At 51.6% G+C, this 14,562-nt stretch carries 15 protein-coding genes; 4 read left to right on the top strand and 11 right to left on the bottom strand.

The window, feature by feature from the left end; all coding sequences use genetic code 11:
• Positions 1-389: 389 nt before the first annotated feature.
• Together AC0YOA_RS34260 and AC0YOA_RS34255 are read right to left on the bottom strand one after the other, a co-directional pair.
• The gene (locus AC0YOA_RS34260) at positions 390-1,409 is read right to left on the bottom strand and encodes a Gfo/Idh/MocA family protein (protein ID WP_475790386.1); all 1,020 of its coding nucleotides are present in this window, start codon (positions 1,407-1,409) and stop codon (positions 390-392) included.
• 47 nt (positions 1,410-1,456) lie between these two features.
• Positions 1,457-2,230 carry a sugar phosphate isomerase/epimerase family protein gene (locus AC0YOA_RS34255; RefSeq protein ID WP_475790385.1) on the bottom strand — a complete coding sequence of 258 codons (774 nt, stop codon included), beginning with the start codon at positions 2,228-2,230 and terminating at the stop codon, positions 1,457-1,459.
• Positions 2,231-2,344: 114 nt separating this feature from the next.
• On the opposite strand from AC0YOA_RS34255, the gene AC0YOA_RS34250 reads away from it, so the two are divergent.
• The gene (locus tag AC0YOA_RS34250; protein WP_210037189.1) at positions 2,345-3,148 is read left to right on the top strand and encodes an AraC family transcriptional regulator; all 804 of its coding nucleotides are present in this window, start codon (positions 2,345-2,347) and stop codon (positions 3,146-3,148) included.
• 90 nt (positions 3,149-3,238) lie between these two features.
• Here the strand turns inward: AC0YOA_RS34250 and AC0YOA_RS34245 are convergent, their stop codons facing one another.
• The 4 genes from AC0YOA_RS34245 to AC0YOA_RS34230 form a co-directional block, all read right to left on the bottom strand.
• Positions 3,239-3,772, bottom strand: a complete 534-nt coding sequence (locus AC0YOA_RS34245; RefSeq protein ID WP_210037188.1) for a type 1 glutamine amidotransferase domain-containing protein — start codon at positions 3,770-3,772, stop codon at positions 3,239-3,241.
• Positions 3,773-4,010: 238 nt separating this feature from the next.
• The gene (locus AC0YOA_RS34240) at positions 4,011-5,738 is read right to left on the bottom strand and encodes a DEAD/DEAH box helicase (protein WP_475790384.1); all 1,728 of its coding nucleotides are present in this window, start codon (positions 5,736-5,738) and stop codon (positions 4,011-4,013) included.
• A gap of 29 nt (positions 5,739-5,767) precedes the next feature.
• Positions 5,768-6,541, bottom strand: coding sequence for an SDR family NAD(P)-dependent oxidoreductase (locus tag AC0YOA_RS34235; protein WP_475769134.1), 774 nt, complete (start codon positions 6,539-6,541; stop codon positions 5,768-5,770).
• A 121-nt stretch (positions 6,542-6,662) separates the two neighbouring features.
• Positions 6,663-7,124 carry a chemotaxis protein CheX gene (locus AC0YOA_RS34230; RefSeq protein WP_210037186.1) on the bottom strand — a complete coding sequence of 154 codons (462 nt, stop codon included), beginning with the start codon at positions 7,122-7,124 and terminating at the stop codon, positions 6,663-6,665.
• A gap of 149 nt (positions 7,125-7,273) precedes the next feature.
• Between AC0YOA_RS34230 and AC0YOA_RS34225 the strand changes: the two genes are divergently transcribed.
• The gene (locus tag AC0YOA_RS34225) at positions 7,274-8,287 is read left to right on the top strand and encodes a zinc dependent phospholipase C family protein (protein WP_475790383.1); all 1,014 of its coding nucleotides are present in this window, start codon (positions 7,274-7,276) and stop codon (positions 8,285-8,287) included.
• A gap of 52 nt (positions 8,288-8,339) precedes the next feature.
• Here the strand turns inward: AC0YOA_RS34225 and AC0YOA_RS34220 are convergent, their stop codons facing one another.
• Positions 8,340-9,338: an HRDC domain-containing protein gene (locus AC0YOA_RS34220; RefSeq protein WP_475790382.1), complete on the bottom strand. Its 999-nt coding sequence runs from the start codon at positions 9,336-9,338 to the stop codon at positions 8,340-8,342.
• Between the two features lie 316 nt (positions 9,339-9,654).
• Between AC0YOA_RS34220 and AC0YOA_RS34215 the strand changes: the two genes are divergently transcribed.
• Both AC0YOA_RS34215 and AC0YOA_RS34210 read left to right on the top strand, forming a co-directional pair.
• Positions 9,655-9,951, top strand: coding sequence for a DUF3055 domain-containing protein (locus AC0YOA_RS34215; protein WP_210037183.1), 297 nt, complete (start codon positions 9,655-9,657; stop codon positions 9,949-9,951).
• 53 nt (positions 9,952-10,004) lie between these two features.
• A complete protein-coding gene (locus AC0YOA_RS34210) occupies positions 10,005-10,286 on the top strand; it encodes a hypothetical protein (RefSeq protein WP_475769362.1) in 282 nt (93 codons plus the stop codon).
• An 86-nt stretch (positions 10,287-10,372) separates the two neighbouring features.
• On the opposite strand, the gene AC0YOA_RS34205 is transcribed toward AC0YOA_RS34210, so the two are convergent.
• The 4 genes from AC0YOA_RS34205 to AC0YOA_RS34190 all read right to left on the bottom strand — a co-directional run bounded on the left by AC0YOA_RS34205 (position 10,373) and on the right by AC0YOA_RS34190 (position 14,542).
• Positions 10,373-11,806 (bottom strand): phosphodiester glycosidase family protein, encoded by a 1,434-nt coding sequence (locus AC0YOA_RS34205; protein ID WP_475790381.1) that lies wholly within the window; start codon positions 11,804-11,806, stop codon positions 10,373-10,375.
• Positions 11,807-11,992: 186 nt separating this feature from the next.
• A complete protein-coding gene (locus AC0YOA_RS34200; protein ID WP_475790414.1) occupies positions 11,993-12,901 on the bottom strand; it encodes a 5'-3' exonuclease in 909 nt (302 codons plus the stop codon).
• A 56-nt stretch (positions 12,902-12,957) separates the two neighbouring features.
• A complete protein-coding gene (locus AC0YOA_RS34195) occupies positions 12,958-14,202 on the bottom strand; it encodes an aminotransferase class I/II-fold pyridoxal phosphate-dependent enzyme (RefSeq protein ID WP_475790380.1) in 1,245 nt (414 codons plus the stop codon).
• A complete protein-coding gene (locus AC0YOA_RS34190; RefSeq protein ID WP_475790379.1) occupies positions 14,180-14,542 on the bottom strand; it encodes an arsenate reductase family protein in 363 nt (120 codons plus the stop codon). Before AC0YOA_RS34190 ends, AC0YOA_RS34195 begins: the two co-directional genes overlap by 23 nt.
• Between the last annotated feature and the right edge of the window lie 20 nt (positions 14,543-14,562).

Raw genomic sequence — 14,562 nt, 5'->3', positions numbered from 1 at the left:
TTGCACTTGCACTTGCACTTGCACTTGCACTTGCACTTGCACTTGGCACTTGCACTTGCACTTGCACTTGGCACTTGCAGTATATTTAGCGCGGAGCGAGCGGAATCGTTCTGGAGAAACGATAGTGGTCGCCTTTGTCTCCGGATTTCTACAGCTGAGTGTTTTATACAATCAGGAAATCCGGGGACAACAGCGATCGTAAGAATGATCCGAACGCGCAGCGTGCCTTTGTTCTTAGCTTTTGCTCTTAGCTTTGTTCTTAGCTTTGTTCTTAGCTTTGTTCTTAGCTTTGTTCTTAGCTTTGTTCTTAGCTTTGTTCTTAGCTTTTACGCATAAGTCCCTTATTCTTAATCCCTTGCACTTGAAATCAAGCTTTTAAAAAGTAAAACCTACAAACTGACCACCGTACCATTGGCCTGCGACTCAAAAGCGGCCAAAATGACAGCCAGCGACTTGCGGCCTTCTTCACCGGAGATTACCGGCGGCGTATTCGTCACGATGCTTTCAATGAAAGCCTCGATAACTCCGCTTGTCTCCTGCTTTTCATTCGTCGAGATCGCGCCGACTTTATAACGCTCAACCGTGCCGTCCCGCAGCTCCAGAATAATTTGATCCTCCGGGTCGGTTCCGATCTTGATAACGCCATTCTCGCACCACAGCACCGTGCTGTTGTCTTCGCCTTTATAGTACGTCCAGCTGGCAACCAGCGTACCGATTGCGCCGCTTTTCATACGAAGCAGCACCGTGGCGTTGTCATCCACTTTCGTATTCTTCTTGTCCAGAGTTCCGATGAACGCCGTCACCTGAGCGACCTCGTCGTCCAGCAAATAGCGGATCAGGTCGGACTTGTGCACGCCAAGATCGCCCATCGCGCCCATAATAGCCTCTTCCTTGCGGAAGAACCAGCTGCCGGGGCCGTCGATGCTCCAGAATTCCGGTCCAGGGTGTCCGAAAGAGGTGCGGAAAGTCAAAACGCGTCCGAGTCCTGCAGTCTCCAGCAGTTCCTTCGCTTTCACATGCGGCGGCATCAACCGCTGATTGTGTCCCACCATCAAAAACACGTTATTTTGGCTGGCCGCATCAATCATCGCCGCAGCTTCCTCATCGGTTACAGCCATGGGCTTCTCAACAAGTACGTGAGCGCCGGCATTGGCCGCCGCAATCGCTACTGTGGCATGCAGGTAGTTGGGCGTACAGACGCTGACTGCATCCGGTTTGATCTCGGCAAGCATGTCCTCATAGTTTGCAAACGCTTTGGCGCCGTATTGGTCGGCATATTTCTGCGCACGCTCCGTTACGGGATCACAGAATGCAACAAGCTCCACATTCGGGTTTGGCGCATATTCGATGATATGCCTTTTCTCGGCGATGGATCCGCAGCCAACGACTGCCACTCTGATTTTACTCATAATATGAACAACTCTCCTCTTTCATGAATGTGAATGTTTATTTGGACTTACGCTTTATAACCGTTTTCCTTCAACCAGTTCATGCTGGTTTGCACCGATTCCAGCGGCGGGTTCGCACAAGTGTCCTGCTCGACTACAAGCCATTCCACATCAGCCTGCTTGGCTGCTGCGATGATGTCGTTAAGGGCCAGATCGCCTTGTCCCAGCTCGACGGTGTCAATCGGCTTGCCTTCACTCTTGCGGAAATCCTTCAAGTGCAGGAGCGGCAGTCTGCCTTTGTACTTCGCGATATAAGCAAGCGGGTCCTGCTTCGCATACTGCACCCAGCCGATATCCATCTCGACCTTCAGCAGATCGGCATCAACATGGCTGTACATGGCATCGAATACGAACTCGCCATCGATTTTGCTGGCGAATTCAAAATCATGATTATGATAAGCAAATTCAAGGCCTTCCTCTTTCAAACGCTTGCCGATAGCGGCAAATTTCTTGAACAGATCCTGCCAGAACGCTTCGCCGCCGCTAAGCAGATCCGCCGAAAGGTATGGACAAATTACATAGCTTGCCCCCACTGTTTTCAAAAAAGCTATTTCTTCTTCCAGATTCTCCGTCAGACGCTGCAGGCTGACATGGCTTCCGAAAGCCTCAATGCCCAGCTCCTTCAGCAGATCGCGCATATCTTCAGCGGAAGCGCCTCCATAACCGGCGAACTCTACGCCTTCATATCCCATTTCGGCAACCTGACGCAGCGTTCCGTTAAAATCCGAAGCCATAACGTCGCGCAGCGTATATAATTGCAAGCCGATTTTCATATTTGCCATCCTCCTTCTTCTGTTTACCGATCTGACAATCATTATAGTGGAAAAGCTTCCGCAAGGAGATGTAGAATATACTTATGACATGAACAATAATGCTACTAAATGAGGTTAGCCGTTATGTATAACGATGTGATGCTTTGCAGCTATTCCTATCATTCGCATCCGTTCCAGGTCGAATATTCCGAAGGCCTGTCCACTTATCTGTTCCGCCTTCAGACTGAAGGCTCCTGCGAGGCGCTGGTAAATGGCCGTATGGAGCGGATTGAGGCCGGTGATCTGCTGCTGTTCAAGCCCGGAGATCCCTATGAGCTTAACATCGTGGCCGGAAGCCAAACAACCGAAGCCGATAAACCGCAGGCGTCGAGCGGCGATTATTTCGTCATTTGCAACGGACCGTGGCTGGACGAATGGTGGGCCAGGAAGGAACGCCCACAGAAGACGAAAATCGTTTCCGATGAGCGGCTGTTGTCCATATGGAGGGCGCTTGTCCTTGAGAAACGGCGGTTTGAGCAGGAAGACCGGGAAATGGCCGATTATTTGCTGCGCTCCTTATGCCTGGGGCTGGACCGCGCAGTCGCCACACAGTCCGTGCTTCACGGCAAATCCTTTATCGCCACACGCATGAAAAATTTCATCGACGAACAGGCCGGTGGGCCTTTTCTTATTCAGGATGTCGCCAGCCATGTCGGGCTTAGCGTTTCCCGCACGGTTCATTTATTCAAGGAATGCTTCGGCGTTACCATTATTCAGTATACCCAGGATGTCCGCTTATCCATGGCGATGGAGCGGATGAAATTCAGCACCATGCCGCTCGAACAAATTGCCGAGACCTGCGGATTCGGCAGCTACTCCTATTTTTATCGTATTTTCCGCCGGCAGTTTGGCATGTCACCCGCTGTATATAGAGAGCAGCAGATCTAGACCGAGCCTTGGCAGAGGCACACTTGCGCTAAAATAGCGCTGACCTCCCCAGATGGAGAGATCAGCGCTTTCTTTAAAAGCGTAACGCCCTTAATATGCGGCGACGCCCAGCATCTTGATGGTTTCTTCAATAAAATACGGTTCATCCTCCGGCGTTCGCGAGGTAATCAGATTCTCATCCACTACCACCGCGTTGTCAATAAAACGGCCGCCCGCATCATTTATTTCTTCATGCAGCTCCGGATAGGCAGTAATATTCCTGCCCTCCAGAAGCTTCGCCCTTACCAGCAGCTGCGGACCATGACAAATCGCCGCAATGACCTTGTGGTCTTTGTCCATTTGCTTGATAAACTCGATGACCGGCTCGCTGTCGATCAGATGGGAAGGTGATTTGCCTCCCGGTATGATGACTGCATCATAATGAGCCGCATCGGCTTCATCTGCTGACAGATGCGACGTGTAGGTGACCGTTCCGTTTTTACCGGTCAGTTCCGCACCTTTTTCCAGACTGATGATGACCGCTTCATGGCCATTTTTAACTATAGCTTCATAAGGGTTTTTCATCTCGGAATCTTCAAAGTCATTAGCCAATAAGAAAGCTACCCTCTTCGCATGCTCCATCATAAGGACCACTTCCCCTCTCGAGTGATAAGAAGAACCTGCAATAGCAGGCATATGGTCTATTACCCACTATGTGAAGACCTGAGACGCTTCGTCTGCAAAACAGCAATCAGCCTCATTAGATCTGATTGATTATTGCAATCAACATGATCATTTCATGTATTTCGATCACTCGGTAGGCCGCAAAAAAAAGAGCAGCGGTCCGTCCACTGCTCAGTTTTGCATTCCTTATTTTCTGATTTTAAGCTTGCCCGTTTTCCCGTTTCGCCTTCAGCCACTTGGGAGCCCCTTTATTCTTGCGGTCATGCTCAATTTCTTTCTTCGATTTGACCGGTTGAATGGTTTTCTCCGCTTTTCCCTTGCCTTGCTTTTTGCCGCCTTTACCCTTTGTTGCAGCGTTCTTCGAAGTTAAGGGCTTGGCTGCCCTGCCAAGCGGCTTTCGCTCGCCTGCTCCTGCTGATGCCCTGTCCGTTCTTGACGCAAGCTCGGCTGCTCCATCCGAAGATGAACTTGTTGCACGGCGAGACAGCTCTCCACCACCTGCCTGCGGCTTTCTCGATGCAATCCGGGGCAGACTTCCCGCTGCCGACCTGGAGCTCGCCGTGGCAGCAAGCTGCTCCTGCTGATTCCCATTCACAGCTTGTTTCGGCCTGTTCGCAGGTAACTGACTCTCATTCTCCGGAGCGTTTGCGGTATCTTTTGTCGTATTGGCAGAGGTTCCAGCCCTTTGGAGCGTTTTCTTCATGGGCTCGCGACCTGCCCGCCTCTGGGCCGCAGCCGCTTCGTCCAGCTGCCTGCCATACGATTTGCTGCCGCGGACCGCCCCATTGTCTCCCAGGTCGACCAGCTTGCCGCGGTACATAACCTTCTCCCGCAAATCAATGCCCAGCTGCTTGCGGAACTTATCCATTATAAACAGCTGCTGCGTTGTGACGATGGATACTACAGTTCCCGGCTTGCCCATCCGGCCTGTCCGGCCGGACCGGTGAACATAATGATCCGCATCAAGAGCAGGGTCCAGATGGACTACGAGCGGCAAATCCACAATATCAAGTCCCCGTGCCGCGATATCCGTTGCCAGCATCAACTGGATTCGGCCTTCGCGAAATCGCTGTAGCGTACCGGCTCTCCGCTGCTTGTCCGAATCTCCGTAGAGCGTTTCAATCTGGAAGCCTTCATAACCGAATTTTGCCTCATAGTTGGCAATTTCATCCGTTTCATTGATGAACAGAAGCGCTGTTTTGGGCTCCAGCAGGCGAATGAGACGTCTTGCCGTGTCAACCTTATCCCTCTTGTCGCAGACAAGAAAATAATGGTTTACATTTTCCAGCGCCTGGCTGTTTCCCGTGGCATCAACCCGCTCCGGCTCGCGCATCCATCTTGCTTCCACCTTCTCCATCTCCACCGGGCGCGTTGCCGAGAAGAACGCAATCTGCCGGTCGCGCTTCATCGCCTTCAGAAGGGTCTCTACCTCTCTGGTCGATCCCAGATTAAACACCTGATCCGCTTCATCGATCACGACCAATTTAATATTATGAAGCTTCAGCTTGCCTGCAGCCATAATTTCATGAATCCGGCCCGGCGTACCCACGACAATATGCGGATGCAGCCTGAGCTTGTCCACTTGACGCTGCATCGCAGCGCCTCCAATAAGCTGCTGTGTCTTGATGCCAAGCGGCTCCCCGTAATGCTCTGCAACCCGAAATATTTGCATGGCCAATTCCTGCGTAGGCGCGAGCACCATGACCTGCACGCCGGAATTTTCCGTATCTACCCGCTGCAGGGCAGGCAGCATATAGGCCAATGTCTTTCCCGTCCCCGTTTGCGACTTCGCCGATACATCGCGGCCTTCGAGCAGCAGCGGAATAGCTGCTTCCTGCACGGCCGTCGGTGTTTCAATATGATTCGCTGCGAGCGCTGCCACAAGCAGCGGATTCAGCTCAAAAGATTCCCATGTTCCGTTCATCATGTCCCTCATTCCTTCTATAATAAGCACTTCTATTTCCGGTTGAGCCAGCGCCCGGCAACACGATCCGCCAGACGCGGAAACAAACCGTACAAGCGAATACCGATCGCAGCGGATAATGGCATATCCACTTCAAGCGTCTTCCGCTCAATAATCTTTACAATTGCATCTGCCACCTGCTGCGGAGTCATCATAAAGCGCCTTACGTTGTTGAAATAAGTCCCTCCCGGATCAGCAGCCTGCAAAAAAGGCGTGTCGATCGGACCAGGATTAACGGCCGATACCGTAATGCCCATTGGTGCCAGCTCAGCCCGCATAGCATTCGTCAGCCCCAGCACAGCATGCTTCGTGGCTGCATACCCCGAAGCTTTTGGCGTGCTTATTTTACCAGCCATGGAGGCCACATTGATAATATGGCCAAAACCCTGATGACGCATATAGGGCAGTACAGCTTTTGCGCATCTTACCGTACCCATATAATTGGTATCCATCATGCTTTCGAAGCGCTCCACTTCCGCTTCGGCGAAAGTCTCGAACAGGCCGAAGCCTGCATTGTTAAGAAGCACATCAATGGTGCCAAACTCCTCATATATACGCCGGATGACCTGCTGAATCTCATTATTATCCGTAACATCCATCCGGTAGCATCCATGTCTGCCATCAAGTGCCGCCGATGTTTCCTTCAACCGGCTTTCATGACGTCCTGTTATAACTGGAATCGCCCCGCGCTTAGCCAGCTTTTTAGCCGTCTCAGCACCTATACCGCTTGTTCCTCCGGTAATTATAACAACCTTATTACGAATCAACGTTCATCACCCGAACTTCAGTTTACTTCAAGCTGGGCATTTAGGCAAAAAAAACAAGTCGCATCTGGATCTTTTGATATATTTATGCAACAAAAAAGCTCCCGCAGGAGCTTAAAACATGTTACGATGCAATTAGGACCTGTATGTCCAGTTCGCCAATTCCTTCCATAATAAGAGGGATTGTGAGAGCTTTCTGGGCCTTGAATCCAGCCGCCTGCGCCGAATGCAAGACTTTAGGAGGGGTAATATCCACCCGGACACCCTGGTTATACAGCATGGTGCTCGCATTGCCGCTTATCATGTTGCCCAGCTCAGATATTGCGCTTTTGCCCATCTCGTCAATTTCCGATATTACATAGCCGCCCATCATCGCCGAGATCATTTTCATGGCAACCTCTTCACTTAAGCCGAATACAATATCGCCTGTCATTTGACCATTAAGGCCGATTTGAATCCAGATGTAATTCTCAACGAACTTAACGTCCTTAATCCCCAGCTGCCCGGCTGCAGGACGGATCTGGGCAACTTGTTCGATGACAATAATTGCGGATTCCAAGAAGGGATTAATATATTCAGCCTTCATCGTGAAGTAGCGCCCCTTTTCGACTAGATTCATTTGTCTTACTTTATCTAGTATTATACTAAATTAATTAGGACAAGTATACTACTCCCATACCCATTTTCATAAATTATGTAATATTTTGTCGAACGATAGTCCCAGGGAGGAATATTATGCCGAATGTATGGACACATTTCATATTTGGGCAGAAAGTATTGGAATCAATCGGTGAAGAAGCGCTGATCGCCTCGCCTTCCCGGAAACGGATGTTCAATATGGGCTGCCAAGGGCCGGATTTCTTATTTTACCATCATTTTCTCCCTTGGCAGCAGGAGAAACTCATGAATCTGCTCGGCAACGAAATGCATAAACGCCACTGCGGACCGGTTATCATGGATCTGCTTGATGCGGTTAGCACCCAATCGGCAGAGGATGCCGGGTATGATGATGCTCTGGTCTATGCACTGGGATTCGTGCTGCATCATATTCTCGACTGCAATATGCATCCTTATGTATTCAGCCGTTCCGGCTTCCGCAAGTGGGACCATCAGCGATTTGAGGTCATGATGGACACGCTCATTGTCCGCAAGCTCCTCGGCATTGAAACATGGAATACCCCCGTTTGGCGGGAAATCGACAATGAAGGCCAACTGCCCGCTGTCATCGTCGATGCCTTCGAACAAGTAGCCGCCGTCCATTATCCGGAGCTTGCGCCGCATATCAGACGTCATAACTGGACTTCTGCGATGCGGGACATGATTCGTGCGCAGCGTCTCTTCTATGATCCCACCGGAATCCGCACCATTCTTACCTTCCGCAAGATTGAACCGCTTGTCTATAAACGAAACCTGCCTCCCCTTGATATCCTGAACGAGTCCCATCGTCCCTGGCTGGATCCTACCGACGGCAATCGGATGAATACAGACAGCATTTGGGATATGTGGGATCATGCCATGGAGGAGGCCAAGCAGATTACAGCCACTGTTATCCAATGGCTACGGGAGGTTCAGCGGATGACGAAGCAGCCTCAATATGACGACGGGTTGTTCCAGTCCTGTCCGCTCCGTGAAGAAACTGCCGCTCTCATTGGAAGCCGCTCCTACGAAACGGGACTACCCTGCGACAGCGGCGCCTCCATCCTGCACGCAGATCCAATCTGGCCGGATTCACAGGCCGGCAAGACATGATCCCGTATAGTCTGCTCCATATTATCTGCTCTGTCAGTCTTCCGGAAACTTTTTATATCGCCTCTTCCTTAATACGGCGGTAGCGCAGCCTTATCAAGCGTAAACGGTCATAGAGAAGATCCACCGGCTTGCCTTTAACCGTATCTTCCCCATAAACCTTGAATAAAACCGGCTTCAAATAACGGTCGCCCTCACTGAGCAGAGCCTCCCATACCAGCTGCTGCTCGGATTGCGGCACATGCTCCAGCTCGCGCTCAATCAACGGTTCAATATCATAGCCTTCCGTCTCCAGCTTTTCGATCCGCTCCATTAAATCACGTCGGGGCAGCTCAAGCTCAGCCTGCATCTGATCCAATGTTTTTCCTTCCGCAATTCCTCTCAGCAGAAGATGCTTCTCATTTTGCCTGTCCATTTGCATCTTGAATTTATTCTCCTTTTGCTTATACAGCCATTGGGTATACACCTTCTGATCCAATGAATCCGCAACCCATTCCAATGGAAAAACGGCCGTTTGCTCAAAAGTTCTCGTGATCCCGACAACCTCTTCGCCAAACGCGGCCTGCTTGCTTTCTCCCCAACCGGGAATTTGGGCCAGCTCGTCCAGCTGATGAGGGACGAATGCGCTGATCATCCAGAGCATCCGGTTGGTGGCGATCAAATAAGCCGATTTCTTATCGGCAATTGCCCTGGACCGGCGCCACTCGCGGAGCTGATCAAACAATTCGCTGTTGGCATTGATTTCCCCGTAACACTGCAGCATCGCAATCAGACTGCTCTTACCTGGTGCAGCCTGACGATCATCAAGCAAGCCGTCAATGAGTGGTATGTAGCCTTTTCCCATCTGGACAGCAACCCCATGACGAAAAGCCGTCATCATTTCCTCCCAGGAACTTCCCTCGAACCAGACAGCCGGACCATCCGGCTCCTTTGCTTCGTCATCTGTCCACATAACCGACCATATCCCCTCCTGCTCACAAATTGACAGCTGGGCTTGCGAGCTCAGGCCGCTCTCTTCCAATTTCTCAAAAGTGTTTAAAAAAACGATTTGCATATGGCAGACCTCCATCAGATTGTTCATCAATCGAGAACGCTGTACTGGCACAAAAAAAAAGCACCTCTCCTGCCTGTTAGGGCTGAAGAGGTGCTTCCTCACGTTGCAACGATTTGATTGTTCAAAGCATAGCATATGTGCGAGTCTTCTTGCAATAGGCAGTTCTCTCAAGCTTGCGGCACGGACACTCAGCCGGCATGGATATCAGTCTCCATTCCATATTGCCCCGCTGACTCATCGGATGCTATGATATAGCGAGCACACAAAGGACACCAGTTGAACGGTAAAGGTCCTATAGTGAAGGAGGTTTTTCTAAATGCTGCTGCCTGATTATGATTTTATGTCTGATATGACAGAAGATACTTCCACGCGTTTTGTTACATTCATAACACCGAATTATAAACGTTTTGATCTTGCCATTATGTCGACAAGCCGTTTCTACGGCAAGAAACTGGTGACGGACCTGCAGAGCGGCCGCACTGCAATTATGGGCCAGGATGACCTGGAACAGGAAGGTTATCTGGAGCATGTATTCAAGCTTACCGAGGAAGAAGCCGGCGATCTCAGCCAATTTCTTGAGCTTGTCGTTGGAAGTGTGAATTTTACCGACTGATCCGGACACACTAATGGGGTATTAAACAAGTGTTACATCAGGAGGGAATCACCATGAGCAGTGGATTCGAGAAGGAAAATCGTCAGCCGAGCGCGGATTTGTCCACGGTTGAATCCCAGCGCAATGACCTCACAGCAGAAGAATTCCCCGAGGGGCCTTACGGCTCTGACCTGATCGCCCGGTCACTGGGCAAAAGTACGCCGTGGCGGATCGATCAGCGGCCCTCAAACCGTTTCAGTTACGAGAATCGCGAGCTGCACGCCGGTATGGATCGAGAGTATCCCGGAGACGACGATGCCGCTCCGGCCGTGCCGGATGTTCAGGACGAGCCCTGAACCATATAGAAGAGCCGGGACCCTCTTTTAAGGGTCCCGGCTTTTTTTTGGAAATACAAGACGTATAAAATTTCAAGCCAGCTAACCTACCATTTAAGATGCTCTCCGAACAGAAGAGCATTACTGAGCTCGCGTCCCGGCGCAGTCACTGTCCTGCCTTTGTACCACAGACCCGATGAGGCGCCGCCGTCGAGATTCATGGCCTGCTGGGCGCCCAGTTGAATCATGATCTGAGCCCACTGCTTCATGGTCGCGCCCGAAACGGTAGCGACTATGACCGATCCGTCTTTGCGGATGGCAATGCCGCTCCTTGCCCCGCCGCCGCTGATGATTTTCGGATCCCGGAAACCTTCGTCTGCGGCATTCAGAGATACTTTCCCGTCCTTCACAAGTCTCGGCCCAGCACCTACAGCCGTCTGAACCTGGCTCCAGTCCAGCTTCTTGCCGTCCATATCCTGATACTCGACTCTGTAAGTTACCTTATCGCCCACTTTAAATTTGGCAGCCTGCCCTTTCTCTGCGCCCATAAATACAAGAATATATCCATCTTTGGGTATCGCGGCATTTTCCCCGTATGCAATACGGTTCACCTTGCCATTCTGTACAATAACAGCCAATGCAGCAGCAAATCCCAGCCTGGCTCCGCGTGCGGGCGTGAATAACGTAGCTGCCGATCCGGAAGTCGGTTTGCGGTTGATAAAATAAGCATACCAGCCGCTCGTGCGCCCGCTGCCCTCAACCTCTCCGAAAATCTTGATCCGCAGCGAATCCATCACCGCGCTTCCATCCCATTTGAACCCGATCGTCGTCCCAAGATTGCCAATATGCTCCGGCAGTCCATCACGGATCAGGTTGCCGTAAGGATCGGGAACGCCGCTGTATGCATCAAAGAAAGTCCCGTTAATCGCGATTTCGGTGTTGTAGGTTTTGGCAATTGACGCAAGCGGCTGGACAGAGCCTACGCTTCGGCCTGCAATCCCCGCTGTCACCGGCATCCCCTTCGGAATCGTGACCGTGCTTATGGAGAATGATTTGCCTCCGGCCGATACTTTGCGCATTTCCAGCTTAGGCTGGAATGCAAGCTTAAGCGGCTGCGCGGTGGAGACATGAACCGGCAGCTTAAGCTGACCGCTATAGCCTGTGGAGACCACGTTAATTGTCAGTGTCGTCCTGCCCGCTCCTACCGCTGTAATTACCCCTGCCGTATTCACCTTGGCTACCGCCGGATTGCCTGTTTGATAAGTTAATGCAACCTCTTTGGAAACTGTAAGCCTAGTGCCAAGGAACAGACGGGTGCCTGCCGCAAGTTCAACCGCGGCCTTCGGATAAGCGAGCGTCACCTTGCCCTGCGTCTGTTCAGGGACAGCAGCCTGCGCCATAACTGACGCTGTCCGGTTTATTCCTGATTGATTGAAACCATTGCCGGATATGGCTGCGGCCGTTTCCGTCAATGGTCCTCCCAGAGCTGCCGCTACCATCATGACGCCAAGACCGGCGGTCCTCCAATTGTGCCTGTACATTCTTTTATTCTGCTTTCTGCCTTTGTGCACCTTGCCCCAATCCCTTCCTCATCCTAATAGGTATCACCTTATACAATTGTCGGACAAGGAACTTCGAATATGAATATCTGCTTAGATATTCTTGCAGAAAAAAAGAGATTCCTTACGTGAAGGAATCTCTATCGTCCGCTGCTATATGAATAATGTTTAACTTATGAGTGCCATCAGGCTTTTGAATTCAAGCTCTTCGAATTTGCCAACGACCCGCTGCCGCTGCCGGTCAATTTCCCAGCCGCATAAATCAAATTCCAGCTCCACCGGTACGTCAAGGCGGATACGGGCCAATTCCCTTGAGAGATGAAGCATCTCCAGATCGGCTTCAATCTTGGCGCGAACCGTCTTGGATAAGCTGTCCAGGTTTTCCAGTATGCCATCGACGGAACCATATTCCTGAATGAGCTTATGAGCTGTTTTCTCCCCAATTCCACGCACCCCGGGATAATTATCGCTCGTATCCCCCATCAGCCCTTTAACACAAATCACCTGCTCCGATGTAAGCTGCCGTTCTTCCAGCAGGAACTCCGGCGTGTATACCGCATAGTTGCCTTGGCCTTTTTTCATTATGACAACCGAGATCCGCTCATCCACCAGCTGCAGCAAATCATGATCTCCTGAAAGTACATAGACATGCGCGTCTCCGCTGTGGCGTTTGGCCAGCGTCCCGATGCAGTCATCCGCTTCAAAACCGGCAATGCCGACATTGGGAACGCCAAAGCTTGCAACAACATCCTTCACCAGATCGAACTGGGGAATCAGATCCTCCGGCGCGGAGGGCCGGTTGGCCTTGTAGCCGTCATATTGAGAGGTACGGAAGGTTTGACTGCCCATATCCCAACAGCATACGACATGCGTTGGCTTGAAGCGCTGCACGGCATCCATAAAATACTTCACGAACCCGTAAATGGCGTTAACCGGAACGCCGCTGCTCGTTCGCCTTACTGTTCCCCCATAGGAGTTGGCAAAAAAAGCGCGGAACAGCAACGCCATTCCATCGACAAGCAGCAGCTTGTTCTCACTATTCTCCTTGATATCCTGGCTCTCCAGGTCCTCAAACATTGCCATTTGATCGTAAACACTCATATTCATCCACCCGCTCCCTTCGTCCGCCCCGTTTACTCTCCCCGAATAAAATGACCTATACGGCGCGCCGCTTCAACAAGACGCTGCCTGCTCTCCACAAGCGCAATGCGAATAAATCCTTCCCCTTGCGCGCCAAACGCGTCGCCGGGAATAACAGCCACGCCGCAGCGGCTTAGCATTTCCCGGGAAATGCTCCGGGAGTCCCACGGACTAGCCAGATTCCAGCGCATTGTAGGCAGCTGGGCCCAGACGAACATTGTCGCTTTAGGCTTCGCTACCTCCCAGCCTTCTTCGCGCAAAGCATCCAGAAACGCATCCCGCCGCTCTTCATAGACAGCGCCTACCGACGGGATTGCTCCCTCCATATCCTGCTGCAAAGCGGCAATTCCAGCCTCCTGCACCGGCAGAAACACGCCATAGTCGATATTCGCCTTAAGCGCTCCCAGAGCGCCCACTGCTTCTCTGTTTCCTGCCAGAAAACCGATCCGGCAGCCTGCCATGTTGAAGCTTTTGGATAAGGAATGAAATTCGACCGCAACCTCGCCCGCACCCTCCACCTGCAGTATGCTGGGCGGCTTGTAGCCGTCGAAGGCCATTTCGGAATAGGCCAGATCATGAACGATCAGAATCTGATGCTGCTTGGCGAACGCGACCGCCGCGGCAAAAAAGGACAAATCGGCTACAGCCGATACCGGATTGCCGGGATAGTTCAGCAGCATGAATTTGGTTTTGGCCAGCACCTCAGCCGGTATCGAGGCCAGATCCGGAAGATAGCCGTTCTCTGCAAGCAGCGGCATATGATATGGTGTTACTCCAGCCAGGGCGAGCCCTGCAGCGTAAACGGGATAGCCCGGATCCGGCACCAACGCGATGTCGCCGGGATTGCACAGAGCGAGCGCCAGATGGCCAAGACCGTCTTGCGAGCCCATAAGAGAGAGCATCTCGGTTTCGGGGTCAACCGAAATGCCGAAGCGGAATGCCAGCCAATCTGCCGCCTGCTCCAGAAAAGCTGCGCTTCCTCTCGATCCCGGATATTGATAGGCCCCGTCTCTGAGCACAGCCTCGCTTAATACCTGCCGAACCCGCTGCGAAGGAGGCAGGTCCGGACTGCCAATACTTAAATCGATTACATCAAGCCCCTGTTTGCGCGCCTTGCTCTTCCAATATCCCACCTCTGCGAATATGGAAGAACCCAGCATGGACAGCCGCTCGGCCTGCCATTTCTTCGTCACCAGCCAGTTCCCTCCAACGTTGTCAACTACCCCAGACACGATCATAGTCGTCGTCCTTGAAACCTACCGTTACCTTTATACCGTCTGTTACGACCGGCCTTTTGATTAATCTGCCATTGGAAGCCAGCAGCTCTATTTTTTCCTTATCTGATAAAGTGGGGAGCTTATCTTTCAGATTCAATTCTTTATAAGCCTCTCCCGAGGTATTAAAAAATTTCTTCACCTCAAGTCCGCTCCGCCCGATCAGCTCTGTTAATACTTCAGCGGATGGCGCCTGTTCGAACAGATTATGCGAGTCCAGCTCATAGCCTTTGCCTTCCAGCGATTTAACGGCATCGCGGCAGGTACCGCATTTGGGATAACCATAGAATGTCAATTTCTTCATGGAAGCTTCCTTTCGTTACA

The sequence above is a fragment of the Paenibacillus sp. JT22N12 genome, assembly GCF_056269365.1.
The sequence above is the reverse complement of the archived record's forward strand: the minus strand, read 5'-3'. Positions and strand labels throughout refer to the sequence as shown.